The sequence below is a fragment of the Mesorhizobium sp. CNPSo 4661 genome (genome assembly GCF_057784215.1).
The window spans coordinates 169,806-186,295 of the sequence record NZ_JBWGIO010000013.1 but is presented as its reverse complement, the minus strand read 5'-3'; the positions used below and the strand labels follow the sequence as shown (position 1 = coordinate 186,295).

The 16,490-nt window shown below is 65.2% G+C and carries 14 protein-coding genes; 9 read left to right on the top strand and 5 right to left on the bottom strand.

All coding sequences use genetic code 11. From position 1 onward, the window contains the following. Positions 1–43: 43 nt before the first annotated feature. The 8 genes from AC0YKC_RS21080 to AC0YKC_RS21045 all read left to right on the top strand — a co-directional run bounded on the left by AC0YKC_RS21080 (position 44) and on the right by AC0YKC_RS21045 (position 11,427). Positions 44–2,455: a glucan 1,4-alpha-glucosidase gene (locus AC0YKC_RS21080; RefSeq protein ID WP_488512400.1), complete on the top strand. Its 2,412-nt coding sequence runs from the start codon at positions 44–46 to the stop codon at positions 2,453–2,455. A 50-nt stretch (positions 2,456–2,505) separates the two neighbouring features. Then, on the top strand, positions 2,506–3,516 hold the full coding sequence (gene gnd / locus AC0YKC_RS21075) for a phosphogluconate dehydrogenase (NAD(+)-dependent, decarboxylating) (RefSeq protein WP_488512399.1): 1,011 nt from the start codon (positions 2,506–2,508) through the stop codon (positions 3,514–3,516). Positions 3,517–3,529: 13 nt separating this feature from the next. Continuing rightward, entirely contained in the window at positions 3,530–4,906 is a 1,377-nt protein-coding gene (gene zwf / locus AC0YKC_RS21070; RefSeq protein ID WP_488512398.1) for a glucose-6-phosphate dehydrogenase, read from the top strand. Between the two features lie 15 nt (positions 4,907–4,921). After that, positions 4,922–5,626, top strand: a complete 705-nt coding sequence (locus AC0YKC_RS21065) for an ROK family protein (RefSeq protein WP_434724472.1) — start codon at positions 4,922–4,924, stop codon at positions 5,624–5,626. Between the two features lie 207 nt (positions 5,627–5,833). Continuing rightward, positions 5,834–6,295: a Ros/MucR family transcriptional regulator gene (locus tag AC0YKC_RS21060; protein WP_434724473.1), complete on the top strand. Its 462-nt coding sequence runs from the start codon at positions 5,834–5,836 to the stop codon at positions 6,293–6,295. Positions 6,296–6,402: 107 nt separating this feature from the next. Then, entirely contained in the window at positions 6,403–7,503 is a 1,101-nt protein-coding gene (locus AC0YKC_RS21055; protein ID WP_488512397.1) for an aminotransferase class I/II-fold pyridoxal phosphate-dependent enzyme, read from the top strand. A gap of 155 nt (positions 7,504–7,658) precedes the next feature. Beyond that, positions 7,659–8,897, top strand: a complete 1,239-nt coding sequence (locus AC0YKC_RS21050) for an MFS transporter (protein ID WP_434724475.1) — start codon at positions 7,659–7,661, stop codon at positions 8,895–8,897. 187 nt (positions 8,898–9,084) lie between these two features. Beyond that, positions 9,085–11,427, top strand: a complete 2,343-nt coding sequence (locus tag AC0YKC_RS21045) for an endonuclease/exonuclease/phosphatase family protein (protein WP_488512396.1) — start codon at positions 9,085–9,087, stop codon at positions 11,425–11,427. A 23-nt stretch (positions 11,428–11,450) separates the two neighbouring features. Here AC0YKC_RS21045 and AC0YKC_RS21040 read toward each other — a convergent pair whose 3' ends face one another. Further along, the gene (locus AC0YKC_RS21040; RefSeq protein ID WP_320297493.1) at positions 11,451–11,714 is read right to left on the bottom strand and encodes a hypothetical protein; all 264 of its coding nucleotides are present in this window, start codon (positions 11,712–11,714) and stop codon (positions 11,451–11,453) included. A 93-nt stretch (positions 11,715–11,807) separates the two neighbouring features. Between AC0YKC_RS21040 and AC0YKC_RS21035 the strand changes: the two genes are divergently transcribed. Beyond that, positions 11,808–12,074: a hypothetical protein gene (locus AC0YKC_RS21035; RefSeq protein WP_320297492.1), complete on the top strand. Its 267-nt coding sequence runs from the start codon at positions 11,808–11,810 to the stop codon at positions 12,072–12,074. Positions 12,075–12,124: 50 nt separating this feature from the next. On the opposite strand, the gene AC0YKC_RS21030 is transcribed toward AC0YKC_RS21035, so the two are convergent. From AC0YKC_RS21030 to AC0YKC_RS21015, 4 genes are read right to left on the bottom strand one after another with little or no spacing between them, the layout of a single operon-like run. After that, the gene (locus AC0YKC_RS21030) at positions 12,125–13,231 is read right to left on the bottom strand and encodes a class I SAM-dependent methyltransferase (RefSeq protein ID WP_488512395.1); all 1,107 of its coding nucleotides are present in this window, start codon (positions 13,229–13,231) and stop codon (positions 12,125–12,127) included. A gap of 18 nt (positions 13,232–13,249) precedes the next feature. Next, entirely contained in the window at positions 13,250–13,825 is a 576-nt protein-coding gene (locus tag AC0YKC_RS21025) for a DUF3726 domain-containing protein (RefSeq protein WP_488512394.1), read from the bottom strand. Beyond that, entirely contained in the window at positions 13,822–15,477 is a 1,656-nt protein-coding gene (locus AC0YKC_RS21020; protein WP_488512393.1) for a hypothetical protein, read from the bottom strand. The genes AC0YKC_RS21025 and AC0YKC_RS21020 overlap by 4 nt, the downstream gene beginning before the upstream one ends. Further along, positions 15,474–16,478, bottom strand: coding sequence for an Ldh family oxidoreductase (locus tag AC0YKC_RS21015; protein WP_488512392.1), 1,005 nt, complete (start codon positions 16,476–16,478; stop codon positions 15,474–15,476). Before AC0YKC_RS21015 ends, AC0YKC_RS21020 begins: the two co-directional genes overlap by 4 nt. Positions 16,479–16,490: the final 12 nt, after the last annotated feature.

Below are 16,490 nucleotides of genomic sequence, written 5' to 3'. Positions count from 1 at the left end.
ACGGCGACTCCTGGTCTAGGAACGCGGCAGGAGAGAGAATTTGATGGCAGTGACGCCGACCGTTGCTAGAGGCGCGCCCGGAATTCCGGCGCGTTGGACGTCGAGCGCCAAAAGCGGCGTCGGCACCGCGCTTTCGGCGAAAAGCCCGCTCTGGTTCACCATCAGCCACGGCATTCTGAACGAGATCTATTATCCGCGTCTCGACAGCGCCTGCACGCGCGACCTGGGGCTGATCGTGACCGGTCCCGACGGCTATTTTTCCGAGGAGAAGCGCGATGCGGCCCACACCGTCGAACCCTTCGAGGACGGGGTCCCTGGCTACCGGCTGACCAACACCGCTTCCGATGGCGCTTACCGGATCGAGAAGCGCATCGTTACGGATTCGAAACGACCTGTCCTGCTGCAGGAAACCAGTTTCACACTCCTTAAGGGCCAGGCTGCCGATTACCGCGTCTACGCGCTGCTGGCGCCGCATCTCGTCAACGCCGGCATGGGCAACACCGCGTGGATCGGCGAGCACAAGGGGCAGCGCATTCTTTTCGCCACCGGACGCGGCGTGTCGCTCGCGCTCGCCTCCTCCTTGCCCTGGGGCGCCAGCTCGGCCGGCTATGTCGGCTTTTCCGACGGCTGGCAGCAACTTCACGACAATGGCGCGCTCGATGCCTCCTGCCAGGCGGCCGAGGACGGCAATGTCGCGCTGACCGGCGAGATCGGTTTTTCGGCCGGCAACACCACCGCCTTGCTGGCGATCGGATTCGGCGCTTCGCCGGAAGAAGCCGCCGACCTTGCGCTAGCAAGCCTGGAACAGGGTTTCGAACCGGCGACGAAAACCTATGTCGAGAACTGGCGGAAATTCCAGGCGGGGCTCGAAAAACTCGACCGTCACGCCGCCTCCGGCCTGAACACCTACCGCGCCAGCACGGCGGTGCTGGCAACGCATCTGTCGGTCGCAAGGCCCGGCGCCGCCGTCGCCAGCCTGTCGATCCCCTGGGGTTTCAACAAGGGCGACGACGATCTCGGCGGCTATCACCTCGTCTGGCCGCGCGACCTGGTCGAGACGGCGGGCGGTTTCCTCGCCGCCGGCGACGGCAGGCAGGCGCTGCAGATCCTCACCTATCTGCGCTCGATCCAGCAGCCGGACGGTCATTGGCCGCAGAATGTCTGGTCCGACGGCACCGCTTACTGGCCGGGCATCCAGATGGACGAATGCGCCTTTCCGCTGCTTTTGGCCGACGCCTTGCGCCGCGCCGGCCATCTGCCGAAGTCGAAGCTCGCCGACTTCCTGGCCATGATGGAGAAGGCGGCCGCCTATGTCGTGCGCAACGGTCCGGTCACCGGCGAGGATCGCTGGGAAGAGGATGCCGGTTACAGCCCCTTCACGCTCGCCGTGGAAATAGCCGCGTTGCTCGCCGCCGCCGACATGCTGGACGCCTGCGGCAAAAGTGAGCCGGCAAATTATCTGCGCGAGACCGCCGATTGCTGGAACGACCAGATCGAGCGCTGGACCTATGTCACCGGCACCGAGGCAAGCGCCAAAGCGGGCATCGAAGGCTATTATGTCCGCATCGCGCCGCCCGATGAAGGCGGCGCTGCATCGCCGAAGGACGGCTTCGTGCCGATCAAGAACCGGCCACCTGGCGATACCGACAAGCCGGCCGAGGCGATCATCAGCCCGGACGCCCTGGCGCTGGTGCGTTTCGGGCTGAGGGCCGCCGACGATCCGCGCATCCTCAACACCGTCAAGGCGATCGACGCCGAGCTGCGCTGCGACCTGCCGCAAGGGCCGCTCTGGTACCGCTATACCGGCGACGGCTATGGCGAGCATGAGGACGGCGCGCCCTTCGACGGCACCGGCCGGGGGCGTCCGTGGCCGCTGCTTGCGGGCGAGCGCGCCCATTACGAACTGGCCGCCGGCCGCAAGGACAAAGCGGCGCAACTGCTGGAGACTTTCGAACGCTCGGCCGGCGTGGGCGGCCTTCTGCCGGAGCAGGTCTGGGATCGCCCCGACATACCGGACCGCGAATTGCGGCTGGGCGCCCCTTCCGGCAGCGCCATGCCTCTGGTCTGGGCGCATGCCGAGCACATCAAGCTGTTGCGCTCGCTGCGCGACGGCGCCGTCTTCGACCTGCCGCCGCAAGGCATCGAACGCTACATCGAGGGCAAGACGGTCTCGCCGCTGCGGATCTGGCGCTTCAACAACAAGATCCGCTCCATCCCTGCCGGCAAGGCGCTGCGCGTCGAATTATCGGTGCCCGGCGTCGTTCATTGGAGCAGCGACAAATGGCTGACCGTGCAGGACAGCAGGACGGCCGAAAATGCCTTCGGCGTCCATCTGGTGGATTTGCCCGTTAACCGGCTGCGGCCGGGATCCACCATCGTCTTCACTTTTTTCTGGCCCGAGGCGATGCGTTGGGAGAATGTCGACTTCAGCGTCGGCATCGACGCCCAATCGTGATCCAGTAGGGCCATTATACTTCTCTTTCCTCAAGCAATCGGGATGAAACCATGCAGATCGGAATGATGGGACTGGGCAGGATGGGCGCCAACATGGTGCGGCGCCTGATGCGCGACGGCCATGAATGCGTCGTCTACGACATCAATTCGGCAAGCGTCGCCGGCATGGTCAAGGACGGCGCTGTCGGCGCCGCCTCGCTGGACGAATTCGTCGGCAAGCTCGCCAAGCCGCGCTGCGCCTGGCTGATGCTGCCGGCCGCGATCACCGGCAAGATCGTCGACCAGGTCGCGGCGCTGATGGAGCCCGGCGACATCATCATCGACGGCGGCAATTCCTATTATCACGACGCCGTCGACCAGGCGGCGAAGCTGGCTGTGAAGGGCATCAACTTCGTCGATGTCGGCACCAGCGGCGGCGTCTGGGGCCTCGAACGCGGCTACTGCCTGATGATCGGCGGCCCCGACGATGCGGTGAAGCATCTCGATTCGGTCTTCGCCACGCTGGCGCCGGGCGCCGATGCCGGCGCCAATCCGCCCAAGGATGCCGGCACCGCACCCTTCGGTTATCTGCATTGCGGGCCGAGCGGCGCCGGCCATTTCGTCAAGATGGTGCATAACGGCATCGAATACGGCGTCATGGCCGCCTACGCCGAAGGCATGAACATCCTGAAGTCGGCCAATGCCGGTAAAAGGCAGCGTACCGCCGATGCCGAGACCAGCCCGCTGGAAAACCCGCAATACTACCAGTTCGACGTCGACTTGCCCGCGGTCGCCGAGGTCTGGCGACATGGCAGCGTCATCGGCTCCTGGCTGCTCGACCTTACCGCCGGCGCGTTGAAGAGCGATCCGGCGCTGGCCCAGTTCGGCGGCCGCGTCTCCGATTCCGGCGAAGGCCGCTGGACGCTGAAGGCGGCGATCGACACCGGCGTTCCGGCGCCGGTGCTGTCGTCGGCGCTGTTCGACCGCTTCTCATCGCAGGGCGAATCGCAGTTTGCCGACAAGCTTCTGTCCGCCATGCGCTATGCCTTCGGCGGCCATCTCGAAAAGAAGACCGGCGCGTGAGGGGAGAGACGGCATGAGCCAGGAGAGGTCCGACACGCTGGTGCTTTTCGGAGCGACCGGCGACCTTGCGCACAAGAAGATTTTCCCGGCGCTCTACCAGATGGTCTCCAAGGGGACGCTGACCGAGCCGGTGATCGGCGTCGCCTTCGATCCTTGGGAACTCCCCAAACTGGTGGACCGGGCCCGCGACGGCATCGTCACCGCGCTTGGCAGTGTCGACGACAAGGTCTTTTCCAAGCTCGCCTCGCTGCTGCGTTATGTCAGCGGCGACTACCGCGACGGCGCGACCTTCGAGAAGCTGAAGACGGCGCTGGGTTTCGCACAGCGGCCGCTGCATTACATGGCGGTGCCGCCGACCATGTTCGAGACGGTCGTGCAAGGCCTGGAGCAGTCCGGCACCGCGCGCGGCGCGCGGCTGATGGTGGAAAAGCCGTTCGGCCACGATCTGCAGTCGGCGCGCTGGCTGAACCGCGTGCTGCATCTGGTGTTCGACGAACAGTCGATCTTCCGCATCGACCACTATCTCGGCAAGGAAGCGATCCAGAACCTGCTCTATTTCCGCTTCGCCAACTCCTTCCTCGAGCCGATCTGGAACCGCAACTTCGTCGAGAGCGTCCAGATCACCATGGCCGAGGATTTCGGCATCGAGGGCCGCGGCAAATTCTACGACGATGTCGGCTGCATCCGCGACGTGATCGAGAATCACCTGCTCAACATCCTGCTTCTTTTGGCCATGGAGCCGCCCGTCGGCCGCTCGGCCGACGATTTGATCGACGAGAAGGTGCAAGTGCTGCGCGCGATCCGCACGCTGACCAAGGACGATGTCGTGCGCGGCCAGTTCGATGGCTATCTGGCCGAACCGGGTGTGCGGCCGAACTCGCCGGTCGAGACCTTCGCCGCGGTGCGCTTCTTCGTCGACACCTGGCGCTGGCGCGACGTGCCTTTCTTCATCCGCGCCGGCAAGAACATGCCGGTACATTGCACCGAGGTGATCGTGCGGATGAAACGGCCGCCGCTCGACGTCTTCGATCCGATCAAGCCGGACGACGCCAATTATGTGCGCTTCCGCATCGACCCGCAGGTGGCGATCTCGATCGGCGCCCAGCGCAAGGTCCCCGGCGACGACATGATCGGCGAGCAGGTTGAGCTGACCGCGCTCGACGACACCAAGGGCGACATGCCGCCCTATGAACGGCTGATCGGCGACGCCATGAACGGCAACGGCCAGCTCTTCACGCGCCAGGACGCGGCCGAGCTTGCCTGGCGCATCGTCGGCCCGGTGCTCGGCGACACCGCGGCGCCGGCAATCTATGCGCCCAAGACCTGGGGGCCGGCCGATGCCATGAACGGCTTCGGCCCGCCCGACGGCTGGATCAATCCGACGAAGTAGTTTCGGGAGGACAAGATGGCGAAAGCAGCAAAAACCGCCGCGGCGAGCAGCGATCCGATCGTGCTCGCCATCGATGTCGGCGGCTCGCATGTGAAGATCCTCACCAGCGCCGGCGGCGAGATGCGCCGCACCGCGTCGGGGCCGAGCCTGACCCCGGACCAGGTCGTCGCTTCGGTCAAGAAGCTGGCCGAGGGCCTGGACTACGACGTCATCTCGATGGGCTATCCCGGCCCCGTGCGCGACAACAAGCCCTCGCTCGACCCCTTCAATCTCGGCAAGGGCTGGAACGGCTACGATTTCAGCGCCGCCTTCGGCAAGCCGGTGAAGCTCGTCAACGACGCGCTGATGCAGGCGATCGGCAGCTATGATGGCGGCCGCATGCTCTTCCTCGGCCTCGGCACGGGCCTTGGCGCCGCCATGATCATCAAGAATGTCGGCCAGCCCATGGAGCTTGCCCACCTCCCTTACAAAAAGGGAGCGAGCTTCGAGGATTATGTCGGTGAGCGCGGGCTGGAGAAACGCGGGAAGAGGAAGTGGCGCAAATACGTTTTCGACGTGGTCAACAGGCTTCGCGCCGCCTTGCAGCCCGATTACATCGTGATCGGCGGCGGCAATGTCGACAAGCTCGATGAATTGCCTGAAAAATCCCGGCGCGGCGACAACACTCGCGCTTTCGAGGGTGGATTTCGTCTATGGCGCGACAAGGCGCTGATCGTCTGATATTGTTACATTTCAGTATAATTGTTCAAAACAGCGTGTATTGACACGACAAAACGTTGCGTCGCGCAGGTTTGCCGACTAGGAATTCGCCGGCCTGTGGCCCCCGCGGCTTTCCGAATTCGCAAACAATGCCCGCAGCGCCTTGACATTACACACCGCGAAAACCGGATCGTTTTCGCAGCCTTGCGGCAGAAATGGAGGGACTACGTGGACGAGGACACCAGCACAGCCAAGGAAATCGACCTGCTCGAGCTCACCGCTCACATCGTATCGGCCTATGTCGCGAAAAACCGCTTGCCCGCTGCGGACCTGGGCGGACTGATCGCCAGCGTCGCCTCCTCGATCGGCGGGATCAGCCAGCCGGCGGAGCCCGCGGCGCCCCCGCCGGTCCCGGCCGTCAATCCCAGGCGCTCGGTGACACCGGACTACATCATCTGCCTCGAGGACGGGAAGAAGTTCAAATCGCTGAAGCGTCATATCGGCGTGCATTTCGGCCTGACGCCGGAAGCCTATCGCACCAAATGGGGCCTCCCCGTGGACTACCCGATGGTCGCTCCCAACTATGCGGCGTCGCGCTCGCAGCTCGCCAAGTCGATCGGCCTCGGCCGCAAGGCGGAACCGGAGCCCGCGAAGCCCGCCAAGGGCAGGAAGGCCAAGGCGACAGCCTGAAGTAACGCGCCTGTACCAATGATTTAACGAAGCCTGCCGAGGAATCCGCCTTGGCAGGCTTCCTGCTTTTATGGCTTGGTTACTACCGGAGATTGGGGGGGCAGGCCATGAACTACGCCAGGATGCTGATCGAGAAGGAAGCGCCGGAGGAATACGGCTACGACCGCATCCGCTACAACCTCTCCGAAAGCTCCATCGCCGACCAGAAACTCTCCAACATCGGCCTGGCCTTGCCCGACCTCACCCTCTTCTATGGCGAGCATCGCGGCGACAAGGCGTTGCGCGCGTTGATCGCCGGGCAGGACAAGGGCGTTTCCCTCAACGATGTGCTGGTGACCGCCGGCGCGGCCGGCGCGCTGTTCATCATCGCCACGTCACTGCTCTCACCCAGCGACCATCTCGTGGTCGTTCGGCCGAACTACGCCACCAACATCGAGACGCCGAAGGCGATCGGCTGCGCCATCTCCTATGTCGACCTCGATTTCGACCAGGGCTTTGCCGTCGACATCGAACGCGTCACGGCAGAGATACGGCCGAACACCAAGCTGATCAGCGTCACCTGCCCGCACAACCCGACCGGCACGATGATGACACGCGCCGACCTCGACGCGCTGATTGCGCTTGCCGAAAACCGCAAATGCCGATTGCTGGTCGACGAGACCTACCGCGACCTCTCCTATGGCGAACGCCTGCCCGCGGCGGCCTCGCTCAGCCCAAGCGCGATCAGCGTCTGCTCGCTGTCCAAGGCGTTCGGCATTCCGGGCATCCGCATCGGCTGGCTGATAACCCGCGATCCGGAGCTGCAGGAAACATTCCTCGCCGCCAAGGAGCAGATCGGCATTTGCGGCAGCGTCATCGACGAAGCGATCGCCCGCACCGCGCTCGAACGCCGTGACGCCTTTCTCGGCTCGCTGCTGCCGGACATGGCCAGGCGCCGCGACATCGTGCAGGCCTGGATCGACGGCGAGCCTCTGGTCGACTGGGTGCGGCCACAAGGCGGCGTCGTCGGCTTCCCGCGGCTCAACGTCGATGCCGGCTTCGACCTAGACAAGTTCTACACCAGGCTGCTGGAGGAACACGGCGCCTATGTCGGTCCCGGCCACTGGTTCGAGATGCCGAAACGCTTCTTCCGCCTCGGCTTCGGCTGGCCGACGGAAGCGGAGCTGCGCGGCGGCCTGTCGGCCATCTCGGCTGCGTTGAGGGGCTGAATCGCCTTAGCGGAGCAGAAAATTTCGATTTTCTTCGATCCGGCGCGGATTTTTTGCGCGCGCTGGAGGGCGAACTGGGCTAAAGGGTTGCGGCCGGACCAGCGCCCACCGTGGAAGTGCCCCGCCGGCCATTGTCGCAACGGGGCCCTTGAATCATGACCGTCGAAGCAACGTCTCCAGACCAGCGTTACGCAGCGTTCCGGCACCGGCCTTACCTCAGCTACTGGACGGCGCGCTTCCTCACGACTTTCGCCACCCAGATCGTCTCTGTCGCGGTTGGCTGGCAGATCTATGACCTGACGCGCAATCCCTTCGACCTGGGCATTGTCGGCATCGTCCAGTTCCTGCCTTCGCTGCTCCTGGTGCTTGTCACCGGCGTGGTCGCCGACCGCTTCGGCCGCCGCCTGATCATGACATTGTCGACGCTCGTCGAGGCCGGCTGCGCGCTCACGCTCCTGTTGCTGACGCTGCGCGGCCTTGGCGGCCCGCTGCCGATCTTCGTCGTGCTCGCCATGTTCGGTATCGCCCGCGCCTTCTACGGGCCGGCATCGTCCTCGCTGGTTGCCAATCTCGTGCCGCAAGAAGACTTCGCCAACGCGATTGCCTGGAATTCTTCCGCCTGGCAGACGGCGACCATCGTTGGCCCGGTCGCCGGCGGCCTGCTTTATGGCCTTTCGGCTGAAATCGCCTACGCTACCGCGGCGGTCCTGATGCTTGTCGCGGCGCTGCTTGTCTTCACCATCCCGAAACCCGCGCAGCAGACTGCTACCGACAAGCCGACGATGCAGACACTGTTCGCCGGCTTCGGCTATATCTGGGGCGAGAAGATCGTGCTCGGCGCGATCTCGCTCGACCTCTTCGCCGTGCTCCTGTCCGGCGCCTCGGCGCTGCTGCCGGTCTATGCGCGCGACATATTGGAGCTTGGCCCCTGGGGCCTCGGCCTGTTGCGCTCGGCGCCTGGCATCGGCGCCATCTGCGTCGCCGTCTGGCTCGCCGGCCATCCGATCCGCGACCATGCCGGCAAGATCATGCTGGGCTTCGTCGCCCTGTTCGGCGCCTTCACCGTGCTGTTCGGTGTCTCGACCATCACCTGGCTGTCGATCGCAGCACTTGCCTTGCTCGGCGCCACCGACATGTTCAGCGTCTATATCCGCGAGACGCTGATCCAGCTCTGGACGCCCGACGAGGTGCGCGGCCGCGTCAACGCCGTCAACCAGGTCTTCGTCGGCGCCTCCAACGAGGTCGGCGAATTCCGCGCCGGCACCATGGCGGCGCTGATCGGCACGGTTCCCGCCGTGGTGATCGGCGGCATCGGCGCCATCGCCGTCGCCGGCCTGTGGGCCTATCTGTTCCCGGCGCTGCGCCAGGTGCGGCACCTCAACAGCCGCAACTGATCGAGTTCTTGATCTGGGCCGCTGGATTCGACGCAGTCGGCCCAGGCGGCTTACGCCGACATCCGTTGACGGATCCACGCCCGCCAAAGTTTCGCCCGTGGCAGCGTGAATGGCTTCACGGTTCGGGCTCTCCCGTTTGTTACTATTCGCCAGCCTGGCGATCAGGCGACGATTGGGGGCAATTGCCATGTTTCGTTCCGGACGCACGTTCTGGTCAGATCAGGTTTTGGCCAGGTTGATCATCCTGCTTGTCGCGCTGACTGCCTCGCCGATCGGCGGCGCCAGGGCGCAGGAAGTCGAGACGGTTCGCGTCGCGACGTTCAACGCCTATCTGCTCTCGCCGATCTTCAAATGCGCCAACCCGAACTTCGCTGACTGCCTCGTGCAGATTCAGGGCCAGACCGAAAAACAGGCCGAGCATCTGGCCGACACGATCCTGAAGGACACCGACCGCTTCGACATAATCGCGATCAACGAGGCATGGGACGAGGATGCCAAGCAAATCCTCATCGACAAGCTCAAGCCCGTCTATCCGAATTATGTCCGCAAGATCGACGCTGCGCTGCTGAAGGTGCGGCCGCAGGCCATTGTCGACGCAATCACCAGTCTCGATCCGGCGGCTGCCGTGGCGATCTATGGCGAGCCGGTCGAGAAGATCGACGGCGAGGACAGCGGCCTGATGCTGTTCGCCAAGAGCGATTTCAAGTTCATGCCGCTGCCCGACGACAGCTTCAAATGGGGCAAGAACGACGGCGAGACCCTGGATGCGGCGACTGACGAGGTGGGCTTCACCCTCTACGACCATTGCGGCGGTGTCGACTGCCTGTCGGGCAAGGGCGCGGCGATCGTGCGGCTGCTGCATCTGCCTTCGCAAAGCAACTATACGGTCGTCTTCACCCACATGCAGGCCGACTATTTCGAGAAGAGCCCGGCCGAGCTGCATGCCGACGCGCGCGACGCGCAGTTCGACCAGATCGAGAAGCTGATCGAGACGACGCTGTCGCCATTGACGCCAGCGCAGCGCAAGCGCGAGCGCGTTCTGGTGATGGGCGACATGAACGTGCCGCTGTTCCACCCGCCGACAGGCGAATGGGCGCGCCGCTTCGCCACCCCCGGCACGTACTGGACGTCCCAGCACTATGACAGCTGGGCGGCGACCAACGGCGCCGATCCCGGAATCTCCAACTACATCGACGGCGAGCGCTACGACTACATTCTCGCCGCGCCGAAGCCTTATCTGAGCGGCGGCATCGAGGGACCGATCTGCGTTCAGCACGTGACCATCCCGGTCGATTTTGTCGACCTCGAAAGCGACCACAATCTTCTGACCGCCGACCTCAACCTCGGCAATAATTTCTGCAGCCCGTCGATCGCCTATCCGGTCAATCTGATGACGAAGAAGGGCCCGGACGGCAAGCCGCAGGCCGAAGAGCTGATCGACTTCAGGAACGGCCAGGACGTCACCCAGATCCGCTATCCGGGTTCCATGCAATGGTTCCATGTCGTGCGCCAGGACGCCGGCAGCTATTCGATCGGACCCGACAATCCGGACGTCAACATCGACATCTACCAGCCGTCCAACATGACGACGCCGATCTCCAGCTACTATGGCAGCACCAGGACCGTGCAGGACGGTGAGCACATTTTCACCGTCCATACCTATGCCTTGCCCAAGGAGTTCTTCATCCGCGTGACCGGCAAGGACCGCAGATGGCAGGGCAACTATGCGCTGCTGGTGCGCCGCCACACCTGCGCGACCAAGGAAGAGGCCTGTCCGCTGCAGCCGGGCGAGCCGCCGCAATTCGCCTCGCTGACCGAAGCCGGCAGCCTGCTGGGCAGCCAGGACGAAGCCTGGTTTCGCTTCGACGTCGTCGGCCAGGCCGACAGCGGCGCCGACCAGACCGTGACGCTGACAGCCGATGGCCTGCCCGATCCGAGCCGCTACAAGGCGACGCTGGAGGAGTTCGACAACCCGCATGGCGGCGAGCCGCCGATCGCGGTCTCCGGCACCAGCCGCATCGTCAGCGACGCCATGGGCGACGGCACGCATGGCTATCTCGTCATCCATCAGGCGGCCGCGGGAAGCCAGGCCGTGCGGGTGCGCGCCTCGATGCAGACCACGGTGCGCAATCTCGAGCTCAAGGCGCTGATCTGCGAGGACGAGACCAATCCCGAATTCGGCTCCGACGACATCTTCACGCAATTGTCGATCGACAGCCGCACCATCCGCTTCCCCCCTGGGGGCGAGGTCGAGTTCGACTGCGACGACTCCGCCGACCAGAAGGACTGGGCGCGCTTCGGTAGCACGAACCTGACCTTTGTCGACCACGCCGGGATGAAGGTATTCGAGCAAGACGACACCAGCCCCAACGACCCCAGTCATGCCAACGAGTTTCCCGACCTGCCGCCCGGCGCCAGTTCGCTCGACGGCGTGCGCAACCCGCTGATCTGGAATTTCGAAGGCGGCCGCTATCGGCTCAACTACGAGCTGACGATGAGAAGGAACGAACCGGTGGCGGCAGCGCCGTAGTGGGCGCTTCGCTTGCGGTTCGGCTAATCAGAAAAGCTGACGCTCACGCCGCGCTGCCGAAAATACGCCTGCATCAACTTGCGACCGGCGCGGTTGTTCTGCACCAACCTGGTCGGATCGAACACCGCCTGTTTCTTCCCCTCGCGTGCCAGCGCCGCCTTGAGTGTCGCGATATGCGCATCGATGTCGGCATTGTCCGCTCGGAGTGAGGCATAGATGCTTTCGGTCGCATCGGCCACGGTCAGTTCGCTCACAGCTGTCGTCCTTTGGTTGGTTGGGCGGCGCATAACACAGATGGTGGCTGCGCCGATACGATTTTTGTTCCTCGCGTTTTGAGGGGACGGTTCTATTTTGGACAGGCCTAACAGGAGGGTTACGCTGTGAAAATACGCACGACGACGCACAATCATCCCGGAGAACCAGGCGTCATTCTGCTGGATCAGCCATTGGCGAGCATGATCGTAGCTACCGACATTCGCGATGGCAAAACGACGCTGTTCGGAACGGTCGATCTGCAGGTGAACTATTCCGGCAAGTACGACATCAGGGTTGAATTGTCGCCGGACGAGCTCACGCGCGTCTACCAGCTGCTCGTCAAAAATCTCCTCGAGAAAATACAGAACCTGACCGCCGAACCGACTCCTTGAAGTTCTTTGACTCCGGGGGAGCAGCGCGGAGTTTGCCGTGGCGGTATCACCTATCCTTTGACGATCTCCGTCACGCAGTGGACATAGTCCATCCGATGGCCTTCGGGGGCGCGCGCGACGTCGGCTTCGTACGCGCCGTAAAGATCATCGACGATCGCGGCACGGTCGGCCGCGGGACGCGAAGGATCGAGCGCGTTCGCAAAGACGGTTTCCGACCAGGAGCGGAGCGTCGGCACATAGGCCCTGGCGAAGGTCTGCGCATTGCCATGGACCCGGAAGGCCTCGGCATAGGGGCACGGCGTCACCATGGTGAAGATGTTTTCCAGCCTCAGTCCGGCCTGCGACACCGGCGAAGCGGAATCGCGGAAGGGTGCCGCGAACTCGTCCGGCGTCTTGTAGAATTGCTGGAACGTCGCGTTGACATATTCCGTCTCGCTGATCCGCCCTGCCCGAGCCAGGTCGCGCCAATGGCGCGCGAAGCCGTCGAACATGTCGACCCCGGTCGTATGTCCGAGATAGCGCCCTTCCTCGTCGACGCAGAAATTGGCCAGCGCCAGCCTGCCGCCGGACCTCAGCTCGCGCGCCCTGGCGAGCAGGATCGTCTGCCAGTCGCGCAGCCCCTGGGCGCGAAACTCTCCGCGCTCGGCCTCGGTCGCGCCGACCGCCTGGACATGGTCGGCGATCATGCAGGGCCGCTTGCTGATCCAGTGCATCGCCGTGGCGGAAAAGCCGAACGAGAGCGAATTGTCCGGCACGATCTGGCGGTAGAAGCTGGTGCCGCTGCCGAAGATGTAGAGGGAAGGCGTCTCGGCCAGCGGAACCTCCGTCGAGGTGCCCAGCAGCCCCTGGCTCAACCTGAACAGGGTCGAGAAGTCATTGTGCGGCAGGTCGGTGTAGGTGATCGATATCGCCCGGTCCGGCTCCCTCTCACGAACGGCGCCGACCAGCCGCCGCATCATGTCCATCGAGGTGCCGCCGTCGGCCGCGCCGAAATCGGCGACGGCGAATGGCTGGCCGTCGGCCAGCCGGGGCATCCCGGCGACGGCCTTGACGACGAGATCGCCAACCTTGTCGATGACGTATTTGGCGCCGACGGTGTTGGCCGAGTAATAACCCGCCCCACGCATGGCGATCTTCTGGCCATCGGCTGCGCTCATTTCTTTCTCCCCTTGTTATTAATCGTCCACCCGGCCACCGCCGGCACCACGCACGCGCGATCGCTCGCTTTCCGGAACATAGGTTTTGCCGGCGAAGGAATTGAGCGCCGCGAGCGTCCGCTCGTCGATCGCGCCGCGCCGGCCCGTGGCCGACTGCTCGATCTCGGCGCGGTGTTCGACGACGACATCGGCGCGCGTCACCGGCCCCACGGGCCGCGCGAGGCGCATCGCCGAACGGCGCAGCATGGCGTCGAGCCAGACAGGCAGGCCGACATTGATGATCGTCAGCGGCAGCGCGCTCGCCGGAAGCGGATCGTCGAGCAGCAAAGCCCCGGTGCGGATCGGGCAGAGCGGTGTTTCGGCAGGCTTGTCGACCTCGCCTTTTCGCCAGCGCGCCGCGCGGGCAGGATCGGGCGCCGCGAAGGACTGCGCGTTTTCGGCAAGGCTCAGCATGGCCTCGCCCCAATTGTCGTTCTCGACCGCGATCCGGCGCGCCGCGCGGCCGATATCCTCGGCCAGTCCCCATGAAAATCCGGCGCCCCGCGCCGCCTTGGTGCTCAGCGTTTCCACCTCGTTGAGCGACAGGTCGATCACGCGGCCTCTCCTGCCGGCGCCATCGTGGCGACATCCTCGATCAGCGGCTCGCCGCTGAACAGCGCGATCCGCAGCCAGCGGTCGGAGCGCGGATCGAAACTGCGCGCGCCGAAGAACGCCAGCTTGGCGCGCAATATGTCGACGGGCCGCAAGTCGGCGCCGATCAGATTGTCGTGGATCTCGGCATAAGGAAATCTGGCGACGATCTGGACGCGCCGCACCGCATGGCGCCATTCGGGCCGGCGCAGCAGGAAGTCGGCGACGCTGGTCGAGGCCAGCTCCTGCGCCAGCGCGGCCGCCAGGGCGAGCGCGTCGCGCGCGGTTGCGAGCGGCTGTTCGAGCTCAGCGCCGTCCTCCTCGAAACGCTCGCCGAGCCGGGGCTCGAGCTTCTCCGCCGATACATACCAGAAGCGCGCATTGGCGGACGGTTCGGCGAAGTCGACTTTTCCCGCCCAGGAATAGCTGTCGAGAAGCACCTGGTGGAGCGACCCGCAGGTGATGCTGCCGTCGATCGCATGTCCAGGCGTCTCGTCGGCCTTCATCGTGTCGCCAAGCTCGTCGACCAGGGCGCCATGCGGCTCGAGGATCAGCGAGACGCAGGCCTCCTGCCCTTCGAGCGAGAAATGTTCTTCCGCGAAGCGATAGACCGCATCCCAGGGCCGTGCTTTCGCCAGAAGCCGGTCGAGGTTTTCGGCCAGCGCATCGAGATCGGCGGCCAGGGACCGGGTTGCGGCGGCCTGGCCGGCGTCGTCGCTGTGCCAGCGGGCCACGCGCTGCCGCAGATCAGCGAGCGCCTTCGAGAAAATGTCTCGTTCCGCCTCGCCGGCATGCGGCTCTGCACGCACCCGCGCCAGCGCGGTTTCACGGGCGAGGAACCAGCTATGCGTCAAAAGCGGATGGCGAACGAGGAACGGAGCCATGCCGAGCCCCGTCGCATTGCCCACCCCGAGCGCCCGGCGTAATTCCGGCGCCAGGCTCGCCGCGCCGGCCGGGTTGCGGCGACAGGCGATGTGATCGACCAGGTCGAGCGTGAAGGACCGTATCAGCCAGACGGTGAGCATCTCGGCCTGGAAGGATCCGGCAAGCTCCGGGCGCGCGGCGATCTCGTCGCGGTCGGCGATGCCGAACTTGCCGTTGCCGTAGACGGCTGTGGTGCGCAGCAGATAGCCGACGCCGAGCAACTGCTCCTCGTCCGGCTGCCGTCCCTGCGCCAGCACCGCCGCGACGTCCTCGAACAGCCGCACGCTCTTGTTGGCGCGCGCCAGCACGAGTTCGCTTCTGGTGTAGCGGCCTGCCTCCTGCAGCGGCGCATTTGCCTCCAGCCGCGCCACCTCGGCGGCGTCCGGCAATCCGTCATAAAGCACGTAGCTCGTGTCCCAGGCTTGCGCGATCACCCGGTCGGACCGCTTCTCGTCGTCGAGCGGCGTCGAGAAGGCGACCAGGCTGTAGGTCCTTGCCGGCGTCTCGACCGCATAGACCGCGCGCCCGAATCCATTGTCGTCCAGATCGAACCGGTGCTTGCGCACCCGCCATTTCTCCCGGGTGGCGCGGCGGATCAGCTGGCGCAGAAAACTGAGACGTGTCGGATGCGCGGCGCCCAGCCGCTTAAGGCGCATGACCACCTCCGGCGGGCGCAGCGCGATCGCCGTCATGCGGCGGTCCCTGCGAGTTTTTCGAGCGTGGCGAGCGTCTCGGCCGCCACCTCGATGCCGTCCTTGGTGTTCTGTTCGCGCGCGCCGAAGCGCCTTGTGCCTGGAAGCCTCGCTTCGCCGGCAAAGGCGCCGGCGACGGTCTCCAGATTGCCCGCGAACGCCCCGGCCGACGTGGCGTCAGGCGAGATCGCCAGGAAGAACTGGCCGGTTCCAGGCGGCCCTCCGGCCGTGCCGGAGAAGGGGCTGGCGACAAGCCCGGGATTGGCTCCCGTCAGGCATGCGGCAAAGATCTCCACCAGCAATGCTGAGCCGACGCCCTTATAGCCGCCCGCCGGCGCCATCGTGCCCTTCAACGCCTCGCCGGCATCGGTGGTCGTCTCGCCGCTCACGTCGAAGGCCCAGCCGGGAGGGATCGGCTCGCCGGCGCGGGCGCGCTTGATGACCTCGCTCTTGGCGACGACGCTGGCGCTCTGGTCGATGACGAAGCGCGCGCCGCCCTGCCCGTCCGGGACCGCCAGCGACCAGGGATTGGTGCCGAGCGCCGCCTTGCGGCCGCCCCAGGGCGCGATCGAGGCCGGCGCGTTGGTGAACCCCAAGCCGACAAGGCCGGCCTGCGCGATGTTTTCGGTGTGATAGCCGAGCGCGCCGCAATTGTAGGAATTGCGGACGGCAAGCGCCGCGACACCTTGCGTGCGGGCTGCCTCGATCAGCGCCGGCAGGCCAAGGGCGATGGCCGCATGGGCGAAGCCGTTGCCCGCATCGACGGCAACGACCGCCGGAGCCGGCCGCGTCAGGCTGGGTTCGGCCGATCCGAGCACCTTGCCGCAAGTCAGGTGCTCGCAATAGGTCGGCAGATACATCAGCCCATGCGATTTCAGGCCGTCGCGTTCGGCGGCCGCGACGGCTGCGGCGAGCGCACGCGCCTGCACCTCGCTGGCGCCGTGCCGCACCAGCGCCCTACGAGCGAGCGTTTCGATGCTGGCTTGCGTCAGGCGCGTCATCCCCTCACCCAC